Source organism: Aquicoccus porphyridii (genome assembly GCF_008369105.1).
GTDB lineage: Bacteria > Pseudomonadota > Alphaproteobacteria > Rhodobacterales > Rhodobacteraceae > Aquicoccus > Aquicoccus porphyridii.
The window spans coordinates 142,442-163,343 of the sequence record NZ_VINQ01000004.1 but is presented as its reverse complement, the minus strand read 5'-3'; the positions used below and the strand labels follow the sequence as shown (position 1 = coordinate 163,343).

General features: G+C 63.8%; 19 protein-coding genes. 14 read left to right on the top strand and 5 right to left on the bottom strand.

What is annotated here, in order from left to right; genetic code table 11:
- The 5 genes from FLO80_RS07930 to FLO80_RS07910 form a co-directional block, all read right to left on the bottom strand.
- The gene (locus tag FLO80_RS07930; RefSeq protein WP_111365416.1) at positions 1–543 is read right to left on the bottom strand and encodes a TadE/TadG family type IV pilus assembly protein; all 543 of its coding nucleotides are present in this window, start codon (positions 541–543) and stop codon (positions 1–3) included.
- A complete protein-coding gene (locus FLO80_RS07925) occupies positions 540–2,174 on the bottom strand; it encodes a TadE/TadG family type IV pilus assembly protein (RefSeq protein ID WP_111365414.1) in 1,635 nt (544 codons plus the stop codon). The genes FLO80_RS07930 and FLO80_RS07925 overlap by 4 nt, the downstream gene beginning before the upstream one ends.
- Before the next feature lie 223 nt (positions 2,175–2,397).
- Complete coding sequence (locus tag FLO80_RS07920; protein ID WP_246156610.1) at positions 2,398–2,961, bottom strand: TadE/TadG family type IV pilus assembly protein; 564 nt, start codon at positions 2,959–2,961, stop codon at positions 2,398–2,400.
- The gene (locus tag FLO80_RS07915) at positions 2,961–3,503 is read right to left on the bottom strand and encodes a TadE/TadG family type IV pilus assembly protein (protein ID WP_111365412.1); all 543 of its coding nucleotides are present in this window, start codon (positions 3,501–3,503) and stop codon (positions 2,961–2,963) included. The genes FLO80_RS07920 and FLO80_RS07915 overlap by 1 nt, the downstream gene beginning before the upstream one ends.
- A complete protein-coding gene (locus FLO80_RS07910) occupies positions 3,500–5,098 on the bottom strand; it encodes a TadE/TadG family type IV pilus assembly protein (protein ID WP_188078238.1) in 1,599 nt (532 codons plus the stop codon). Before FLO80_RS07910 ends, FLO80_RS07915 begins: the two co-directional genes overlap by 4 nt.
- Positions 5,099–5,464: 366 nt before the next feature.
- Between FLO80_RS07910 and FLO80_RS07905 the strand changes: the two genes are divergently transcribed.
- The 14 genes from FLO80_RS07905 to FLO80_RS07840 all read left to right on the top strand — a co-directional run bounded on the left by FLO80_RS07905 (position 5,465) and on the right by FLO80_RS07840 (position 20,793).
- Positions 5,465–6,895, top strand: a complete 1,431-nt coding sequence (locus FLO80_RS07905) for a Glu/Leu/Phe/Val family dehydrogenase (RefSeq protein ID WP_111365408.1) — start codon at positions 5,465–5,467, stop codon at positions 6,893–6,895.
- A 187-nt stretch (positions 6,896–7,082) separates the two neighbouring features.
- The gene (locus FLO80_RS07900) at positions 7,083–8,336 is read left to right on the top strand and encodes a sarcosine oxidase subunit beta family protein (RefSeq protein WP_111365406.1); all 1,254 of its coding nucleotides are present in this window, start codon (positions 7,083–7,085) and stop codon (positions 8,334–8,336) included.
- Between the two features lie 79 nt (positions 8,337–8,415).
- Complete coding sequence (locus FLO80_RS07895) at positions 8,416–8,688, top strand: sarcosine oxidase subunit delta (RefSeq protein WP_111365404.1); 273 nt, start codon at positions 8,416–8,418, stop codon at positions 8,686–8,688.
- The gene (locus tag FLO80_RS07890) at positions 8,685–11,612 is read left to right on the top strand and encodes a sarcosine oxidase subunit alpha family protein (protein ID WP_111365402.1); all 2,928 of its coding nucleotides are present in this window, start codon (positions 8,685–8,687) and stop codon (positions 11,610–11,612) included. Before FLO80_RS07895 ends, FLO80_RS07890 begins: the two co-directional genes overlap by 4 nt.
- Positions 11,613–11,685: 73 nt before the next feature.
- Entirely contained in the window at positions 11,686–12,177 is a 492-nt protein-coding gene (locus tag FLO80_RS07885; RefSeq protein ID WP_111365723.1) for a sarcosine oxidase subunit gamma, read from the top strand.
- Between the two features lie 222 nt (positions 12,178–12,399).
- Positions 12,400–12,702, top strand: coding sequence for a hypothetical protein (locus tag FLO80_RS07880; protein WP_111365400.1), 303 nt, complete (start codon positions 12,400–12,402; stop codon positions 12,700–12,702).
- A 34-nt stretch (positions 12,703–12,736) separates the two neighbouring features.
- Positions 12,737–14,677, top strand: coding sequence for a DNA primase (gene dnaG, locus FLO80_RS07875; RefSeq protein WP_111365398.1), 1,941 nt, complete (start codon positions 12,737–12,739; stop codon positions 14,675–14,677).
- A 159-nt stretch (positions 14,678–14,836) separates the two neighbouring features.
- The gene (rpoD, locus tag FLO80_RS07870) at positions 14,837–16,813 is read left to right on the top strand and encodes an RNA polymerase sigma factor RpoD (RefSeq protein WP_111365396.1); all 1,977 of its coding nucleotides are present in this window, start codon (positions 14,837–14,839) and stop codon (positions 16,811–16,813) included.
- A 143-nt stretch (positions 16,814–16,956) separates the two neighbouring features.
- Positions 16,957–17,376 carry a hypothetical protein gene (locus FLO80_RS07865; RefSeq protein ID WP_111365394.1) on the top strand — a complete coding sequence of 140 codons (420 nt, stop codon included), beginning with the start codon at positions 16,957–16,959 and terminating at the stop codon, positions 17,374–17,376.
- A 41-nt stretch (positions 17,377–17,417) separates the two neighbouring features.
- Entirely contained in the window at positions 17,418–17,762 is a 345-nt protein-coding gene (locus FLO80_RS07860; RefSeq protein ID WP_146611031.1) for a hypothetical protein, read from the top strand.
- 153 nt (positions 17,763–17,915) lie between these two features.
- Positions 17,916–18,434 carry a ubiquinone anaerobic biosynthesis accessory factor UbiT gene (gene ubiT, locus FLO80_RS07855; RefSeq protein WP_111365390.1) on the top strand — a complete coding sequence of 173 codons (519 nt, stop codon included), beginning with the start codon at positions 17,916–17,918 and terminating at the stop codon, positions 18,432–18,434.
- Complete coding sequence (gene ubiU / locus FLO80_RS07850) at positions 18,431–19,429, top strand: ubiquinone anaerobic biosynthesis protein UbiU (RefSeq protein ID WP_111365388.1); 999 nt, start codon at positions 18,431–18,433, stop codon at positions 19,427–19,429. Before ubiT ends, ubiU begins: the two co-directional genes overlap by 4 nt.
- 4 nt (positions 19,430–19,433) lie before the next feature.
- On the top strand, positions 19,434–20,339 hold the full coding sequence (ubiV, locus tag FLO80_RS07845; RefSeq protein WP_111365386.1) for a ubiquinone anaerobic biosynthesis protein UbiV: 906 nt from the start codon (positions 19,434–19,436) through the stop codon (positions 20,337–20,339).
- A gap of 40 nt (positions 20,340–20,379) precedes the next feature.
- Positions 20,380–20,793 carry a secondary thiamine-phosphate synthase enzyme YjbQ gene (locus tag FLO80_RS07840; RefSeq protein WP_111365384.1) on the top strand — a complete coding sequence of 138 codons (414 nt, stop codon included), beginning with the start codon at positions 20,380–20,382 and terminating at the stop codon, positions 20,791–20,793.
- Positions 20,794–20,902 lie beyond the last annotated feature (109 nt).

Sequence of the window (20,902 nt, the reverse complement as noted above, 5' to 3'; positions counted from 1 at the left end):
TCAATCGGGCTCCTGAACGAAGGCCGAGGAAACCACCAGCGCGGCCTGACCGGCACTGTCGGTCCTGAGTTGCCTGCCGAGACCCGTGGTCGGAAAGATCGGGTCGAATTTCACGCAGGCGCGCAGGATCATCAGCTCGTTTTCCTGCCCGTTGACGAAGGCGCGCACCGGCTGCACCTCTTCGGAGGTGTCGACGCAGTCGACATCGGTGGGCACGCTCACCGCGGTGCGCAGGTTGACCGGCACCATTTCGAGCCGCAGGGTCGTTGCGCAGCCCGGGATCACCCCGGCGAACTCGCAGATCTCGGCCTTGATCTCGTCATGCTGTGGCGCCGTGCCGGTGCCCAGCCGGATATTGCGCACCGCCATGTCCATCCCGCGTTCGAGCATCGCGTGCCGCAGCGTGATCATGCCCAGCTCGACCGAGCTGAGAAAGATCATGATGAAAACGGGAAAGAGGATGGCGAACTCGATCGTCGCGCTGCCGTCCTCGCGGCGCAGCCAGCGGCGCGCGCGCTGTGTGACCCGGGACCGGTCGATCATTGAATCAGCCTCAGCTTCGAAATCGACGACGCGATCGAGGCAAAGGCATCACTGATCTCGATTCCGTCCACATCGAAATAATGGCCATGCGAGCTGGCACAGGCTTGCAGTACCTTCCGCCCGCCCCACGGCGCCTCGAACCCGATGGTGAAGATGATCACCCCGGAATCCTTGGCCGCCTGGCAGATCGCATCGGTGCGGCTGTCCTTGGTGTTGCTGCCCACATAGCTGTAGGCATAGCTGCGCCAATAGCTGCTCGCGTAGGAGCTGCTCCAGATGCCATCGTAAAGCTCATAGGCGATATAGCGGTTCGAAGCCTGGTGAAAAAGCTGCGGAAAGCTCAGGCGCTGCGCGTCGCTGCCGCCAAAGGGCTCAAGGCCGTAATAGGGCGAATACCAGTAGGCGTTGCTGCCGCTGGGTTGCTTGTAATAGTAGGTCGCACCGCTTTTGATCGAATAGATCCGGCGGTAGGTGCCACTTACATAGCCCTCGTAATACCACACGTCGGTCATGCCGTCCTGGTAGTCATCGTTGAGATAGTATTGCGCCGTGTTCTCACCGTCCGACATCACCACGAGCACCTTGAGAACGTCATCGTCATAGGGTGTGGGCAAATGCGCGAAGGCCGCGTCGACATCGCCGTCGCTGATCATGTCGTTGACCACCGGGTTCATCGTCGGATCGAGCAGGGCCGCCCCCCATTTCACCCCCAGGTCGATCGAGGTGTTGCCGCCCACACCCAGATTGTCGATGTAGCTTTCAAGCGTTGCCTGGTTCATCGAATAGGCGAGGACCTCGGCATTCAGGTTCTCGGAACAGACCGGCAGGCTGAGGTTTCTTTCCGCCGTGTACCAAGGGTCGAACGGGCCGGTGCGCTGCAGGCTGTCGATGGTCGAAATGGTGGTCGTGTTGAAATCCCACCAGCTGAAGTCCACGCAATGGGAATAGTCATGCTCGTCCGTGAGGTTGAAATGCTGCGCCAGGGTCGGGCCGATATTGACCTGCGTGGCATAGGGCACGATCGAAACCGACACATCGCCTTCCGGGCTGGAATTGAGCATCGTGCCCACGAAATCCTTGGCGGCGACCCGCAGGTTGGTCATCCGGCTGTTTGAATTCATCGACCCCGAGATATCGAGCACGAGCGAGATTTCCACGCCGTCCACGCTTTCCGCCGCCGCGCCCGCCGCCGGTGCCTGGAGCGAGTTGATCCCCATCATGTGGATGATCTGCGTGTTCATCTCCATTTCAGCGGTGGCCGACACTTCCTTGTAGTTCAGCCCCTGGTCGACCGTCACCGAGGTCAGGTATCCGCTGAGATTGGATTTGTAGAAATAGTCGTTCACCACGCCTTCCGCATCGAGTTCCTGGTCGAGGTCGGCCGCGGCCAGAACCGCGCGGTCGAGCGTGTGTTGCAGGTTCGAACGGGTCAGCTCGAAGCGCATGATATCGACGCCCAGCCCCCCGACCATGAGCATCATCAGGATCAGGAAGACACCGAAACCCACCAGAACGCCATCCTCGTCACGCCCAAAGCGGCGGGCAGAACGGCCGATCCGCGCGCCCAGCCGGTCGTTGCGGCACCGGCATGTGTCCGGGGCGGAGCGAGCATTTCCCGAGAGCCTGTTCATTCACTGTCCCATCTACTGGCACCCATGCAGCCGGACCCTTTTCCGGGCGGGTCATTGGTTAATCCATAGCCATGGAAGAGGGCGAAAATGGGGGCGGATTGCGGTTGAAACGGGGAGAATGCGGCGGGTTTTCAAGGCATTTTCGGGGCAGCCGGGGTGCTGCCGCCACATTCCCGCCCGAATTGCCCGAAGTCGCGGGGGCCCGAAGGCCCCCGCTCCGCGCTCAGGTGCTTGCGTCGAACAAGACCTGTGGGGCAAAGCGCGGTCGTGTGAAAACGAAGGTCTGGATCGTGGTGTCGGCGAGTCCGATGTTGAACGGCGGTTCATAGTCCGACCATGTTTCGACCACGATCATCCGCTCTTCGTCCACCATCGTCGGCAATTGATCGACAAGCGCGCTGGCATCGCCTTCCGGATGGGCCGTGACCGGGCCGCGCACCTGTGACCATTCGACCAGGTATTCGTCTTCATTCGCATCATGACGCACCACCGTCACCCGCATCCGGTGGGTGCTCGAAGACCGCGTGAGAAACGACATCAGCCCGTGCTGCCCGTCGAGATAGGCGTCGTCGATCGGGTTCGTCTCGCGCGAGATCGCGTCCGAGATCGTATAGGCGGTCTTGTGCGCGATGCTGGTATACCGGTAGGCGTCGAAAAAGGTGTAAAGCGCGCAAAACGCCCAGAACAGGATCGGCAGCATGATCACCGCCTCGATCGTGACCGTGCCGGATTGCTCGGCCCGGAACAGGCGCAGTCGGCGGATCGGTTGCATCGCTGTCATCGCCATCACCGGGGCTCCTGCACAAAGGCCGAGGTGGCGAACATCGCGGCATTGCCCGCGCCGTCGACCTCGAGGTAATAGCCAAGCCCCGATGTCGGGATCACCGGCGAAAACACGTAGCAGGCGCGCAGCAGCATCATCTCGTTCGAACCGCCATGCAGGAAATTGCGCACCGGCATGGCCTCTTCGGAATGGTCGATGCAATCGCCCTCGGCGGGCGGGGCGGCAAAGGCGCGCGGGTCGATGCGGATCATTTCAAGCCGCAGATTGTCGGTGCATTGCGGCAAGACCCCCGAGAAATTGCAGATCGCATCCTTGATGGTGTCATGCTCGGGGTTCGTCCCGGTGCCCAGCCGGATATCACGCACCGCGAGGTCAAGCCCGCGTTCCAGCATCGCGTGACGGAACATGATCATGCCCAGTTCCACCGATGACAGGAACAGCGTCACGAAGATCGGGAACATGATGGCGAATTCCACCGTCGCGGTGCCCCGCTCGTCGCGGCGCCACCGGCGCAGGGCGCGGGGAAGGCGGGTCAACCGGCTCATTGGGTCAGCCTCAACTGCGCGATCGACGCGGCGATGGCCTGGAACGCGTCCGATATGTCCACCCCGTCGGCATCAAAGAAATGGCTGGGTGAGCTGGCGCAGTTGCGCAACTGGTCGTTGCCGTTGGCCGTCGCCTCGAACCCGATGGCATAGATCATCACGTCGCTGGACTTGGCCGTGCCGCAGGCATTCTGGAGCCTTGTGTCCTTTTGCGCACCCGAAAGCGTTTCGGGCAGGGTCGAATACCAGTCCGACCACGCCGCACCCAAACTGCTGCCATTGGCCGAATAGGCCGGGCCATATTGGTACCGCGCGTTCTGCGCCACCGACCGAAAGGCCCAAAGCTCGGGATAGCTCAGCCGGATCGCCTCGTCCGGGTCGGCGGTGTGATTGCCGCGCGGCGCGTCGTGCCATGCCTCGTCGCTCAGCCAGAAATAATCCGGCCCGCTTCGCGGCATGTAGACCGACACCGTGTCGCTGGCCGGATGATACCAGATATCCGAGGGCCCGTCGCGCCGGTCGGCGGGCAGCATGTATTGCGTCGTGTTCTGCCCGTCGGTCATCACCACGATCACCTTGAGAACATCGGGTTCGTCGTAATCCACCGGACGGCCGAAATTGTCGGGATGCACATCGCCATCGGCGATCATGTCGGAAATCACCCCGCGCGTGCCCGGATCGAGCAGCGTCATCGCCCATTTCATGCCGATGTCGATCGAGGTGTTGCCATAGGCGGTCAGCGCGTCGATCTTGTCGCGTGCCGCCGCCGGGTCGGTCTCGAACACGGTGATATCGCTGCCCGCACGGGTGGGGCAGACCGGCATCGGCATGTCACCCGCCGCGGGCGGCCAGGTGCCGCTGGCATAGGTGAAATAGTCGAAATGCCCGGTCCGTTGCAGCGGCGCGGTGGGCGACAGCGAGGTCGAGTTGAAATCGGCCGCTTCGAAATCGACGCAATGCGAATAGTCGTGCTCGGTCGAGACATCGTAATGCCGCAACAGCGCCGCGCCCGCGTTGACCTGCGTGTTGTAGGGAATGATCGACACCGCCACATGGCCCGGCTCGGCCAGCGCCATCACCGTGTCGATGAAATCGCGCGCCGCGGGCCGAAGATTGATCAACCGGTCGTTCCAGTTCATCGAGTTCGAGATGTCGAGCACCAGCGCGATCTCGATCCCGTCGATCCGCTCCTCGGCCCCGGCCAGCGCCGGGGCGCTCAACTCGCTGACCCCGAGCATATGCATGAACTGGGTGCGCATCGGGATCGAGGCGCTGGCGTCGACCATGCGGAAATTGGTCCCGCTCGACACGTTCGGCGTGTCCAGCGTCACATCGTGCAGCCCGGCCGTTTCGAGATAATCCTGCACCACTTCGGCCGGATCGCGCGGCTGCTGCATGTCGGCGGCGGCCAGAACCGCCCGGTCCAGCGTCGCCTGAAGCCGGGTGCGGGTCATCTCGAACCGCATCAGGTCCACGCCGATGCCCGCCACCATCAGGATGATCAAAAGGAAGAAGATCGAAAAGGCGATCATCACGCCGCTTTCGTCCCGCCCGAAGCCGCACAGCCAGCGCCGCAACGCGCCGCGTGCAGGCATCTTGCGATCCGGGCCTGGCGCCCGTTTCCTTTCGAACATTGTCATCGTGTCACCCGAACCGGCACCCCTGCCCATCGCAATGATCCCGCGAAAGGCATTACCCCGCTGATGGGGATGGTGTCGGATTGTGGCGAAAATCAGGCAAAAACAGGGGCTTAACCGTGTCTTTGTCGTCAATGCGAGCCCTGTTTTCCGAATCTCGGCACATTGTTTCAACGCTCCCGACAATTCGAAATCAAACGACGTGATCCCCCGCCCGCCTTAACGCGCCTGAAAGAGGAATTTGCAATTCACGGTCAAGCTGCGACATCTTGTTCATCACCGGGGGTGAGTCGTGCCCGGATTTTATGCAGATGGGAGGTCACAATGTCTGCTGTGAAAGAGCCGAGTTTCCGCGAAAGCGTGGATCTGATGTTCAACCGGGCCGTCGCGATCATGGACCTTCCGCCGGGGCTGGAAGAAAAGATCAGGGTGTGCAACGCCACCTATACGGTGCGGTTCGGGGTCCGTCTGCGCGGCCAGATCCACACCTTCACCGGCTATCGCAGCGTGCATTCCGAACATATGGAGCCGGTCAAGGGCGGCATCCGCTATGCCACCGCCGTCAACCAGGACGAGGTCGAGGCGCTGGCGGCGCTGATGACCTATAAATGCGCCCTGGTCGAAACCCCCTTTGGCGGCTCCAAGGGCGGGCTTTGCATCGACCCGCGCGAATGGGAGGAACACGAGCTTGAACTGATCACCCGCCGCTTTGCCTATGAACTGGCCAAGCGCGACCTGATCCACCCGGCCCAGAACGTGCCCGCCCCCGACATGGGCACGGGTGAGCGTGAAATGGCCTGGATCGCCGATCAATACGCGCGGATGAACACCACCGACATCAACTCCCGCGCCTGCGTCACCGGCAAACCGCTCAACGCGGGCGGCATTGCCGGCCGGGTCGAGGCAACGGGCCGCGGCGTGCAATATGCCCTGCGCGAGTTTTTCCGCCACCCCGAGGACGTGGCCAAGGCGGGTCTCTCGGGCCGGCTCGACGGCAAGCGCGTGATCGTGCAGGGCCTGGGCAACGTGGGCTATCACGCCGCGAAGTTCCTCCAGCAGGAGGATGGCGCCCGCATCACCGGCATCGTCGAACGCGACGGCGCCCTCTTCAGCGAAAGCGGGCTCGATGTCGAGGCGGTGCATGCTTGGCTGGTCAAGCATGGCGGCGTCTCAGGCTTTCCCGACGCCACCCACACCGCCGACGGCGGCGCGGTGCTGGAAGAGGAGTGTGACATCCTCATCCCCGCGGCCCTCGAAGGCGTGATCACCATGGAAAACGCCGCCCGGATCAAGGCCCCGCTGATCATCGAGGCCGCCAACGGCCCCATCACGGCGGGCGGTGACGAGATCCTGCGCCAGAAAGGCACGATCATCATCCCCGACATGTATGCCAACGCGGGCGGCGTGACCGTGTCCTATTTCGAATGGGTCAAGAATCTCAGCCATATCCGCTTTGGCCGGATGCAACGCCGCCAGGAAGAGGCCCGCCACCAGCTTGTCGTGGACGAGCTTGAACGGCTCGATCGTTACATGGGCGAGTCGTGGTCGCTGCGCCCCGAGTTCAAGGAGAAATACCTGCGCGGCGCGGGTGAGCTGGAACTGGTGCGCTCGGGGCTCGATGACACGATGCGCACCGCCTACCAGTCGATGCGCGAGGTCTGGCACGACCGCGACGATGTCGAGGATCTGCGCGTCGCCGCCTATCTCGTCGCCATCGGTCGCGTCGCCGCCAGCTACCGCGCCAAGGGTCTCTGACCCGCGCAGCCGCCCGCCTCGAAAGCGGCGCGCGTGGCGCGTCGCGCGATCCGGTTTCCATGCGGTCGGGGCGGGCTTGTCGCGGCTTGGCGCTTTTTTGTCGAAAACCCGGCTTTTCCTCTGCGCCCCGGTTGCTAAGTTGCCCGCGACTTGGTTCACTCCGGGTCACTGAGCAGGGGAGACGAGCATGCGCTTTTCCGCGCTGAAAATCCTGACCGAAGGATTGACTGGCAACAAGGGCTGGAAACCGCATTGGCGCGACCCGGAACCGAAGGCCGAATATGATGCCATCGTGATCGGTGGCGGCGGGCACGGGCTTTCGACCGCCTATTACCTCGCCAAGAACCACGGGTTGCGCAACGTGGCGGTGCTGGAAAAGGGCTATATCGGCGGCGGCAACGTGGGGCGCAACACCACCATCGTGCGCGCCAACTACTTCCTGCCGGGCAATTCCGAATTTTACAGCCATTCGCTGAAACTCTGGGAAGGGCTCGAAGAGGATCTCAATTACAACGTGATGCATTCGCAGCGCGGCCTCATCAACCTCTTCCACTCAGACGGCCAGCGCGACGCCTTTGCCCGGCGCGGCAACGCGATGATCAACCAGGGCGACGACGCGATCCTGCTCGACCGCGACGGGGTGCGCGAGATCCTGCCCTATCTCGATTTCGACAATGCGCGCTTTCCGATCTATGGCGGGCTTTACCACCCGCGCGGCGGCACCGCGCGGCACGACGCGGTGGCCTGGGGCTATGCGCGCGGCGCCGATCAGCGCGGCGTGGACCTGATCCAGAATTGCGAGGTCACGGGCATCGACATCGAGAATGGCCGCGTCACCGGTGTGCAGACCACGCGCGGCGCGATCCGCGCCAAAAAGGTCGGGCTCGTCGTGGCCGGACGCTCAAGCCAGGTGGCCGCCATGGCCGGGATGCGCCTGCCGATCGAAAGCCATGTCCTCCAGGCCTTCGTGACCGAGGGTCTGAAACCGGTGATCGACCACGTGATTTCCTTCGGGATGGGCCATTTCTACATCTCGCAAAGCGACAAGGGCGGGCTGGTCTTCGGCGGCGATCTCGATTTCTACGCCTCCTACGCGCAGCGCGGCAACCTGCCCATGGCCGAACACGTGATGGAGGCGGGCATGGCGCTCATGCCGGCGATCGGCAAGGCGCGGGTGCTGCGCTCCTGGGGCGGGATCATGGACATGTCGCCCGATGGCTCGCCAGTGATCGACGCCACCCATATCGACGGGCTCTTCCTCAATTGCGGCTGGTGCTATGGCGGGTTCAAGGCGGTCCCGGCCTCGGGCTGGTGCATGGCGCATCTGATGGCCACGAACACACCGCATGAACATGCCGCAGGCTTCCGGCTCGACCGGTTCGAGACGGGTCGCGGGTTGATGGACGAAGAAGGCACCGGCGCGCAACATAACCTGCACTGACGGCGCGGGTTGAGAGGTTGGATATGAGTATTTTTCCCAAGAAAGAGCAGAAGATGGCGCCCCGGATCGGAGATGTCGCATGAGGATCGACTGCCCCTGTTGCGGATCGCGCGACATCCGCGAATTCACCTACAAGGGCGACGCACTTGCCCTCGAGCGCCCCGATCCCGACGCCGGGGATGCGGTCTGGAACGACTACGTGCACAACCGCGACAACCCGGCCGGGCCGACCCGCGAGCTTTGGTATCACGAGATGGGTTGCGCCGCCTGGCTGGTGGTGACGCGCGACACGGTCAGCCATGAGATCAAGGCGGTCGAACTGGCCAGCGCGGCCAAGGGGGACGTGGCATGAGGATCGACGGAAACGGGCTGATCGACCGCGCGAAACCCTTGCGCTTTTCCTTCGATGGCCATGCTTACGATGGCTATCACGGCGACACGCTGGCCTCGGCGCTTCTGGCCAATGACATCCGCCTTGTCGGGCGCAGTTTCAAGTATCACCGCCCGCGCGGCATCATGACCGCCGGCTCCGAAGAGCCCAACGCGCTGGTGACAGTGGGGCAGGGCGCGGCGCAAGACCCCAACCTGCGCGCCACCACGCTCGAGCTTTACGACGGGCTCGAGGCGCGCTCGCAAAACCGCTGGCCCTCGCTCGACTGGGATCTGCTGGCGCTCAATGATCTCGCCGCGCCCTTCTTTGGCGCGGGCTTCTATTACAAGACCTTCATGTGGCCCCGTGCCTTCTGGGAAAAGCTTTACGAGCCGATGATCCGCCGCGCCGCCGGGCTGGGCGCGCTGTCGGGGCAGGCCAACGCCGATCGCTATGAAAAGGCATTCGCGCATTGCGACCTCCTGGTGATCGGGGCGGGGCCTGCGGGCCTGATGGCGGCGCTGACCGCCGCGCGCGCCGGTGCCGACGTGATCCTCGCCGACGAGGACGCGGTGATGGGCGGGCGGCTCAATGCCGAGACCGAAGAGGTCGGCGAAGAGGCGGGCCGCGACTGGGCGGCGGGCGTGGTGGCGGAATTGCGCGCGATGGACAACGTCCGCCTGATGCCCCGCACCACCATTACTGGTGCCTATGACGGCGGCACCTATGGCGCGCTCGAGCGGGTGGCGATGCATGTGCCCAATCCGGGCCCGGCGCCGCGCGAATGTTTCTGGCGCATCACCGCGCGCCGCGCGATCCTCGCCGCGGGCGCGCTTGAACGACCGGTGGCGTTTCGCGACAATGATCGCCCCGGGATCATGATGGCGGGGGCCGTGCGCGCCTATCTCAACCGCTGGAACGTGGCGCCGGGGCGCTCGGTCGTGGTCTTTGGCAACAATGACGGCGCCCATCGCACCGCCGCCGACCTGCTGGCCGCGGGTGTCAATGTCGCGGCCCTCGTCGATGCCCGGCTGGGGGCCGCCACCACGCTCGACGTGCCGTTCTATGCCGGTCAGATCTGCGGCACCGAGGGGCGCAAGGGGCTCGAGGCGGTGTCGATCGCCACCATGTCGGGCATCGAGAAGGTGCAGGCCGATGCCCTGGCCGTCTCGGGCGGCTGGAACCCCTCGCTGCACCTCGCCTGTCACATGGGCGGGCGGCCCGACTGGGCGCCCGGGATCGCCGCATTCGTGCCGCGCCCCGGCATGGTGCCGGGCCTTGCCGCCGCCGGGGCCGCCAATGGCGCCTTTTCCACCGCCCGATGCCTTGCCGAGGGGGCCGGGGCCGCGCAGGCGGCGCTCGCCGATCTGGGGCTGAAACCCGGCCAACCCGACATCCCCCGGGCCGAGGATGGCGCCTATGACATCACCCCGCTCTGGTCGGTGCCGGGCAAGGGCCGCGCATGGCTCGACTTCCAGAACGACGTGACGGTCAAGGACGTGAACCTCGCCGCGCGCGAGGCCTACCGATCCGTCGAGCACATGAAGCGCTACACCACGCAGGGCATGGCCCCCGATCAGGGCAAGAACTCGAACGTGAACGCGCTTGCCGTGCTGGCCGATGCCACCGGCCGCACCATCCCCGAGACCGGCACCACCACCTATCGCCCGCCCTACGTTCCGGTCTCCATCGCCGCGATGGGCGCGGGCGCGCAGGGCAAGGGCTTTGCGCCCGAACGCTTCACCACCTCGCACAAGGCCAGCGTCGCGGCCGGCGCCCCGATGATCGAGGCCGGGCTCTGGTATCGCCCGTCTTATTTCCCCGCCCCGGGCGAAACCACGTGGCGGCAATCCTGCGACCGCGAGGTCGGGTTCGTGCGTGGCGCGGTGGGCATCTGCGATGTTTCGACCCTGGGCAAGATCGACATCCAGGGGCCGGATGCGGGCGCCTTCCTCGATTTCGTCTATACCAACATGTTCTCCACGCTGAAGGTCGGGCGCACCCGCTATGGGTTGATGTTGCGCGAGGATGGGCATGTGTTGGACGATGGCACCACCGCGCGCCTGGGCGAAAACCATTACCTGATGACCACCACCACCGCCGCTGCCGGGCTGGTGATGCGGCATCTCGAATTCGTGCGGCAGGGCCTGCGCCCCGATCTCGATGTGCAACTCGTGTCGGTGACCGAGCAATGGGCACAATTCGCCGTCGCCGGGCCGAAATCGCGCGAGCTGGTGAATGGCCTGCTCGATACCCCCATCGACAACGAAGGCTTTCCCTTCATGGGCTGCGGTGCCGTGACCCTTGGCGGCATCGACGCGCGGCTTTTCCGGATCTCCTTTTCCGGCGAGCACGCCTATGAGATCGCCGTGCCCGCGCGCTATGGCGACAGCCTCTTTCGCACGCTCAAGACCCGCGCCGAGGCGCTCGGCGGCGGCGCCTACGGGATGGAGGCCTTGAACGTGCTTCGCATCGAAAAGGGCTTCATCACCCATGCCGAGATCCACGGCCGCACCACCGCCTTTGATATCGGGATGCAGGGCATGATGAGCCGCAAGAAGGATTTCATCGGCAAGACCGCCAGCCAGCGCCCCGGCCTGATGGAGGAAAGTCGCGAACGCCTCGTCGGTCTCAAACCTACGGGCGACGTGCGGCAACTCACCGCCGGGGCGCATCTCTTCAACGCCGATGACCCGGCGATCCGCGAAAACGATCAGGGCTATGTCACCTCGGTCGGCTTCTCGCCGACGCTGGGCCATTACATCGGGCTCGGGTTCCTCAAGCACGGGCCCGAGCGGATCGGCGAAACCATCCGCATGGTCGATCACCTGCGCGGGGTGGAAACCACCTGCGAGGTCTGCAACCCGGTCTTTTTCGACCCCGAAGGAGGGCGCGCCCGTGGCTGAAACTGTGGCTGACTCTGTGAAACTGATCGCGACATCGCCCTGCGCGGGGCTTCTGCCGCTCTCCATCGGCACGATGACCGCCAGCGAAGAACCGCCCGCTGCGCTCACCTCCATCGCCGCCTATCGCGGGCAGGAGGACGCGCTCTCGGAGATGTTGAAAACCGCGCATGGCATGGGCTGGCCCAAGCCCGGGCGCACCACCGGCAAGGAAGGTGCTCGCGCGCTCTGGTTCGGGCAGGGGCAGGCGCTTCTGGTCGGGCCTGCGCCCGATCCGGGGCTGGCCCGGCACGCCGCGCTCACCGATCAATCCGACGCCTGGGCGATGGTCCGGCTTTCGGGCGCAGGCTCGCAAGCGGTGCTGGCCCGGTTGACACCGCTCGACCTGCGGCGCGGCTCGTTCAAGCGTGGCCACACCGCGCGCACCGAGATCGCGCATATGATGGGGTCGCTCACCCGGCTGGGCGAAGAGGCGTTCCTCATCCTCGTGTTTCGCTCGATGGCCGCGACGCTGGCGCATGACCTCGAAGCGGCGATGCAGGCGGTCGCGGCGCGCACGCGGCTCTGAGATCGCCCCGAAATCCGCGACGGGTCTTGCACCCACCGAACGGCGTATTAACTGAATCTCGGGTTAACGAATGCCGCGTTGCGGCGGTGCACGCCCGGCAGCCGGGCAACAGCCGGAGATCACCCCCCGCGCCATGACAGGCGCTCCGACCTTTAACCCCACCGTGCGTTGCGTCATATTGTGTTAAACACACGGCGACCCGAATCCCCTGCAGGAGGCCCCATGCGCTCGATTTTCGCTGCAATCCTCATGCTCTCGATCGCGACACCGGCCCTGGCCGAAACCGCCAAGGAGCGCGCGGCCCGCTGTGCCGCGCAGTCCGAAATCATCGTGCAAGCCGTTGAAATGCGGCAGAAAAGGCGGTCCGAGGCGAGAGCGAAAAAGACCATTCTCGAAACCACCGACGACCGTCTCGCCCCGTCTGTCCCGCTGCTCGTGGGCTTTGTCTACACGCTCCACCGCAGCGACCTGAAACGCGATGTCAGGGGCTCCTTTCTCGAACAATGCAACGCCTACAAACCCTAAGGACCTGAATTTTCGCAGAAAATTCGTGAACGCCATGTCACTGCCCCCCGGTTTCCTCGATGAATTGCGCACCCGCACCTCGCTTGCCCAGGTGGTCGGGCGCAAGGTCATGTGGGACATGCGAAAATCCAACCAGGGCAAGGGTGACATGTGGGCGCCGTGCCCGTTTCACCAGGAAAAAACCGCGTCTTTTCATGTAGATGACCGCAAGGGCTATTACTACTGCTTCGGCTGCCACGCCAAGGGCGACGCGATCAGCTTTGTGCGCGAAACCGAGAATGTGGACTTCATGGAGGCGGTCGAAATCCTTGCCCGCGAGTCGGGAATGCAGATCCCCGCCCGCGACCCGCAAGCCCGCGAAAAGGCCGACCGCAGGAGCGAACTGGCCGATGTGATGGAGCAGGCGGTGCAATTCTTCCGCTTGCAAATGCGCACTGCCATTGCCGCGCCCGCCCGCGAATATATCGAGCGAAAACGGGGGCTTGACGCGCAGGCGCAAGAGCGGTTCGAGATCGGGTTCGCCCCCGATGGCTGGCAGAACCTGTGGGATCATCTGCGCGCCAAGGGTGTCGCCGAAGACCTCATCATCGAGGCCGGTCTCGCCAAACCCTCAACCCGCCAGGGCGGCAAGCCCTACGACACGTTCCGCAACCGGATCATCTTTCCGATCCGCGACCCGCGCGGGCGCTGCATCGCCTTCGGCGGCCGGGCGATGGACCCGAACGACAATGCCAAGTATCTGAATTCGCCCGAAACCCTGCTCTTCGACAAGTCGCACACGCTCTACAATCACGGCCCCGCCCGCGAGGCCGCGGGCAAGGGCCAGCCGCTGATCGTGGCCGAGGGCTACATGGACGTCATCGCCCTCTCCGAGGCCGGGTTCGGTGCCGCCGTCGCACCGCTCGGCACGGCCATCACCGAGCACCAGATCCAGCTTTTGTGGCGCATCGCGGACGAGCCGATCATCGCGCTTGACGGCGACAGGGCCGGCCTTGGCGCCGCGCATCGCGTGATCGACCTTGCCCTGCCGCTGCTCGAAGCCGGAAAATCCTTGCGCTTCGCCCTGATGCCCGAAGGAAAAGACCCCGATGACGTGCTCCGTCAGGGCGGGCCGGGGGCGCTGCAAACGCTGCTCGATCAGGCGATCCCGATGGTTCAACTGCTCTGGCAGCGCGAGACCGAAGGCCGCCTCTTCGACAGCCCCGAACGCAAGGCGGCGCTCGATAAAGCCTTGCGGGAAAAGATAAAACTGATCCGTGATCCGTCGATCCGCCAACATTACGGCGCCGCGATCAAGGACATGCGCTGGCGGCTCTTCAACCCCCGCCGCCCGTGGACGCCCAAGGGCAAATACTCACCCGTGCCACAGGTCCAGACCGGGACGAAATCCTCGCTTCTGGTGGCAGCGGGCGATGCGGCACAAGATCACCTGCGCGAGGCCGTGATCCTTGCGGTGCTGATTTCTCACCCGGATCTGGCACGGGAATTTGAAGGCCAGATCGAGGCCATGCACTGTCTCGATCCCGATCACGACGCGCTGCGCAACCGGATGCTGCGCCTGCTGGCCGACGACACCCCGCCCGGCTCCGAGGCAATGGCCGCGATGCTGGGCGAGGCCGCGCTTGAAAAACTCTTCGCGCAGCCCCATCTCACGATCATCCCGGCACTGCGCCGCCCTGGCGATATCGACCTTGCGCGGATGACTGTAGCCGAGGAACTGGCCAAGCTCGACGCGAACCGCGGCCTTCAGGCCGAGATTGCCGAGGCGGCCGAGGACCTGTCCGGTCCGGCGAACGAGGCGCTGACATGGAGATTGGGCCAAGCCGCCGAGGCGCATAACCGGGCCGCCCACGGCACGCGCGAGGACAAGACCGAATTTGATCTTGGCGACAACGGCGCCCGGATCGACCGACGAGAGAAGGACGCGTTTGACGCCTTGTTGGACAAGATCAATTATGCCAAACGGCAACGCTAATGCGTTTTGGTGAGGATTCGGTAAAGAAATCAGGGTAAACGGGTGGCCGAATCACCCCGATGCCCCCATGATTCGCGGTTAAGCGAATCACATGCCCGGGAACGGCCCGCATGGGCCGACCAGAATAGCGCCGCAGACCCGACTGATCAGGAGCACTCAATGGCCGCCAAGGACACTGAAGATCGTAAATCCGATGAGCAAGACCCGGAAGTTTCGCTCGACATGAGCCAGGCGGCCGTCAAGAAGATGATCGCCGAAGCGCGGGAAAAGGGGTTCATCACTTACGATCAGCTCAACCAGGTCCTGCCGCCCGATCAGGTGAATTCCGAACAGATCGAAGACGTGATGTCGATGCTCTCTGAAATGGGCATCAACATCATCGAGGACGAGGAAGCCGAGGAAGAAGACCAGAAGAACACCGCCGTGGTCGAGATTGGCCAGAAAGGCGAGTTGACGCTGGGCGGAAGCGGGCAGGAAAAGCTCGACCGGACGGACGACCCGGTGCGCATGTATCTGCGCGAGATGGGCACCGTCGAACTTCTGAGCCGCGAAGGCGAGATCGCCATCGCCAAGCGGATCGAGGCCGGGCGCAACACCATGATTGCCGGGCTTTGCGAAAGCCCGCTCACGTTCCAGGCGATCACCATCTGGCGCGACGAACTTCTCTCCGAAGACATTCTGCTGCGCGATGTGATCGACCTTGAAACCACCTTCGGCAACCAGTTGGACGAAGAGCAGGGCGAACCGGTGGTCGAGGCCGCCAACGTCACCGCCGCACCCAAATCCAAGGATGACGAGCCCGAGCTCGATGCCGATGGCAATCCGATCGCCAAGGAAGACGACGACGACGAGGACGAACAGGCCAACATGAGCCTCGCGGCCATGGAAACCGCGCTCAAGCCGCGGGTTCTGGAAACGCTCGACCGGATCGCCGACGACTATGCCAAGCTCAGCGAAATGCAGGACAGCCGGATCTCGGCCACGCTGAACGAGGATGGGTCGTTCTCGAAAAGCGACGAAACCACCTATCAATCGCTGCGATCAGAGATCGTGAAACTGGTTAACGAGCTTCACCTGCACAACAACCGGATCGAGGCGCTGATAGATCAGCTTTACGGCATCAACCGCCGGATCATGCAGATCGATTCGGCGATGGTGAAACTGGCTGATCAGGCCCGCATCAACCGCAAGGAATTCATCGACGCCTATCGCGGGCGCGAACTTGATCCGGCGTGGCTTGAGGATATGGGTGACAAGTCCGGCCGCGGCTGGCAGGCCCTGATCGAACGCTCGGCCGACAAGGTCGAGGAATTGCGCTCCGAGATGGCGCAGGTCGGACAATATGTCGGGCTCGACATCTCGGAATTCCGTCGCATCGTGCAACAGGTCCAGAAGGGCGAAAAGGAAGCGCGGCAGGCGAAAAAGGAAATGGTCGAGGCCAACCTGCGCCTGGTCATCTCGATCGCCAAGAAATATACCAATCGCGGCCTGCAATTTCTCGATCTCATCCAGGAAGGCAATATCGGCCTGATGAAGGCGGTCGACAAGTTCGAGTATCGCCGCGGCTACAAGTTCTCGACCTATGCGACATGGTGGATTCGGCAGGCGATCACCCGCTCCATCGCCGATCAGGCGCGCACGATCCGTATCCCTGTCCACATGATAGAGACGATCAACAAGCTGGTCCGCACGGGCCGCCAGATGCTGCACGAAATCGGCCGCGAACCAACGCCCGAGGAGCTGGCCGAGAAGCTGCAAATGCCGCTCGAAAAGGTCCGCAAGGTGATGAAGATCGCCAAGGAGCCGATCAGCCTTGAAACCCCTATCGGCGACGAGGAAGACAGCCAGCTTGGCGATTTCATCGAGGACAAGAACGCGGTCCTGCCGCTCGACGCCGCGATCCAGGACAACCTCAAGGAAACGACGACGCGGGTTCTGGCCAGCCTGACCCCGCGCGAGGAACGTGTGCTGCGCATGCGCTTTGGCATCGGCATGAACACCGACCACACGCTGGAAGAGGTCGGTCAACAGTTCAGCGTGACCCGCGAACGCATCCGCCAGATCGAAGCCAAGGCATTGAGAAAGCTCAAACATCCCAGCCGGAGTCGCAAACTGCGGTCGTTCCTCGATCAGTGACGACGTCCCGGGATGCGGGGTGATATCCGGCACGGAAACAGGATCGGGGCCAGCCTGCGCTGGCGCCTGCCTCTACCAATCGTGATTTGAACCGACCGCCTGCGCAGCTTACGTTTCGCCAGAAGCTTCAACGGAGGCGTCCCATGCGTCACATTCTGGTTTCCGCAATCGCGATGGGCCTCGTTGCCGGGTCCGCCCACGCCTTCACCGCCATCAACGGCCTGACCGTGACGCCGGTTCAAGGCGGGTTTGAGGTGGTCACGCGCGGGGCCGACGGGCCACGCCAGATCTGGTGCGCGGCGGGCGAATATGCGCGACAGGCCCAAGGGGCAGGGGGCAATGACCGGCTCTATATCCAGCGTGGTTATGGGGCGAGCCTGTCCGAAACCGGGAAACGCGGCGTGGTCTTTACCCTGCATCCCGGTGCCGCGCTCGCCAATGGTCCGCGACCGGGCACGGGGGGCAATTACTCGGTCTCGATGCGCCATGAAGGATACAACCTGCGCACCGCCCATGCCGAGCAATTCTGCGCCGATGTATTCGAGGATGTCTGGCCCTTCTGATCGGCTTTGGCAAAATAATCGCGCTTGCAAATGCCAAGGATATGCTATCCTTGCGCGCGGCATTACCGATTGCCCAATCTCTACAACCGGGCCCGGATAACCGGAACCCGCATTTCCCTGAAAGTGTAATCATGGCAGAGACAAAAGAAAAAACACCCAAGACACCCGAGCAAACCGCCATGCGCAAGGCCGTGCGCCTTGTTGCCTATACCGCGTGGTTGCAGGATTTTCGCGCCAACAACCCTGATGCAACCGCGGAGCAGCGCAAGGTTGCCTGGACGGCGGCAAAACAAGGCGAAATCCGCAAGGGCCGCAAGATTATCAAGGCGCTCAAGCGAAAGGGCTATGACCTGACCAAACCGGAACGGGCGACCGAAGCAGCCTGAGACCAGATCCGGCCAGGACATCGCATGAATTGACAGGGGGGCGGATGTTCCGCCCCCCTGTCTCGTTGGCCCGCGTTCGCCGCATGTGCGAAACGCCGGTGGCAATTGACCGAAATCAAGTGGTGCGCGCTAGGCGCGTGCTAGATGCCGTGCATGTCCAATGCCGACCTGCACCTCCCGCCCCTGCCACGCCCCCGTTCGGGACTGCCCCTGCCACTTTTCCTGTTGCAACCCCTTCTGGCCCGGGTCGTGCGTCGGATCGCGGCAGAGAACCCGCGCATGTTCAACCGTCTCGGCCCGTGGGTCGGGTGCGATTACATCATTGATCCGGTTGATATGCCCATTGTCCTGCATCTGCGCCCCGATCCCGATGCGCCGCTGATGCGCGCGTTGTCGCGACGGCGGCTGCCTGACCATGTGGCACGGATTTCGGGCCGGTTTCTTGATCTGCTGGAACTGGTCGATGCCGATCTCGATGGCGACGCGCTGTTCTTTTCCCGTGATCTGGTGATCGAAGGCAATACCGAGGCCGTGGTCAGCCTGCGCAACGCGCTCGATGATATCGACGGTTCCATCGCGGCGCGGGTGGCCGACATGCACGGCGCACCTGGGCGTGCGGCGTTGGCCGGGCTGCGGCGCATGGCCGAGAAAAAGAAGGTGAAAAAGCAATGACTGTCGGAGAACTGGTTTGTCCCGCCGGCACACCCGCCGCGCTGCGTACCGCGGTCGATGCGGGCGCCGATACCGTTTATTGCGGGTTTCAGAACGCCACCAACGCGCGCAACTTCCCGGGGCTGAACTTCACGCCCGAGGAAATGGCCGAGGCGGTCGAATACGCCCACGCGCGCGGCGCCAAGGTTCTTCTGGCGCTCAACACCTTTCCTCCGGCCGGACAATTCGGCCTCTGGCGCGAGGCGGCCGCGATGGGGGTGCGTTTTGGCGTCGATGCGATGATCGTCGCCGATATCGGTGTCGCCGCCTCGATCCGCGACGCCTACCCCGACCAACGCCTGCATCTTTCGGTGCAGGCCGCCGCCTCAAGCCCCGAGGCGATCGCCTATTATGTCGAGAATTTCGGCATCAAGCGGGTGGTCCTGCCGCGCATCCTGACCATCCCCGAGATCCGCGGCATCATGGCCGAGATTCCTTGCGAGATCGAAACCTTCATCTTCGGCAATCACGGACTGATGGTCGAGGGCCGGTGCAGCCTGACCAACTATGCGACCGGGCTTTCGACTAATATGGACGGTGTCTGTTCGCCCGCGAATGATGTCGAATATAAACGCGAGACCGATGGCGGCATGACGACACGGCTGGGCGCTTTCACCATCGACCGTTTCGCCCCGGACGAAACCGCGGGCTATCCCACGATCTGCAAGGGGCGCTATCGCGCGCCCTGCCGCGAGACGGGCTATTACGCTTTCGAGGAACCCGTGAGCCTCAACCTCGCCCGGCTCCTGCCCGAGCTGATGGCGGCGGGGGTACATGCCTTCAAGATCGAGGGCCGCCAACGCAGCCGCGCCTATGTCCGACAGGTCGTGTCCAATTTCCGCGCCGCCGTCGACGCCATCCGCGAAGGGCGCGAACCGCAACTCGCGAACCTCGTGGCGCTGACCGAGGGACAAAAGGAATCTCAGGGCGCCTTCCAGACCAAGAAATGGCGGTGACATCATGGAACTGACGCTGGCCCCGATCCCCTTTCACTGGTCGCGCGACGAGCGGCGCGACTTCTATGCCCGCATCGCCGACGAGGCTCCGGTCGATACCGTCGTGCTGGGCGAGTTGATCTGTTCCAAACGCGCGCCGTTCTTCGAGGCCGACCTGCCCGACATCGCCGAACGGCTTGAGGCGGGCGGCAAGCGCGTGATCTGGTCCTCGCTGGCCGAGATCCTGCTCAAACGCGAGCGCAAGGCGACCGACGATCTTTGCGCGGGCGATGACGACCGTATGGTCGAGGCCAACAACGCCGCCGCTTTGAGCGCGCTGGCCGGCCGACCGCACCGCGTCGGGCCGATGATGAATGTCTATAACGAAGAGACCATGAGCTGGCTTGCCGCGCGGGGCGCCACTCATTTCAGCCTGCCGCCCGAACTGCCCCGCGCGGGCGTCGCGGTCATGACGGATGCGGCGCGCAGGGCGGGCCTCGGGATCGAGGTGCAGGTCTTTGGTCGCGCCTCGCTCGCCGTGTCGGCGCGCTGCTATCACGCCCGCGCCCATGGCCGGACCAAGGACAATTGTCAATTCGTCTGCGAAGACGATCCCGACGGGATGCCGCTTGCGACGATGGACGGTGATCCGTTCCTGATGGTGAACGGAATCCAGACCCTGTCGCGCTCTTACGTCAACCTCGCCGCGCATGTGCCCGACATGCGCACGATGGGGGTCAGCGCATTGCGGCTCATCCCGCAGCGACAGGACATGGTCGCGGTGGCCAAGGTCATTGCAGCGGTCGCCGCCGATCGCATCGACGGCGACGAGGCGGCGGCGCGGCTGGATGACATGCAGATGGATGTGCCTTTCTCCAACGGGTTCTGGCTGGGCGAGGCCGGTTATCGCCGGATCGCGCGCGCATCCTGAGCGCATTGGCAGAGGCCCCGCACCCGGGTTACAAGACCCCATGCAGACCGAGTTCGAGATTTCCACCCGGGGCCAGGGCCTTTACGAATTCACCCGCGATGTGACCGGCTGGACAGCGGGGCAGGGTGACGGCCTGCTGACGCTTTTCGTGCGCCACACGTCCTGTTCGCTTCTCATCCAGGAAAACGCCGACCCCGATGTGCAATCCGACCTGTGCGCCTTTTTCCAACGCCTCGTGCCGCCCACCACCGATCCCGCGATGGCCTATCTCGTCCACACTCAAGAAGGCCCCGACGACATGCCCGCCCACATCAAGGCCGCGATGATGCCGGTTTCACTGTCGATCCCCGTTTCACAGGGTCGCCCGCTCCTGGGCACATGGCAGGGGGTCTACCTCTTTGAACACCGTGATCGTCCGCATCTGCGCAAGGTGGCGGCCCGTTTCACGCCTTGAACCGGGGAAAGGGCGCATGGGTGCAACAATCCGGCCTTCCCGTATCTTGGGGCCACATTTGCCCTCTACCCAAAAGCTTGAGGCTCCCCTATAGTGCCTGTGGATAACT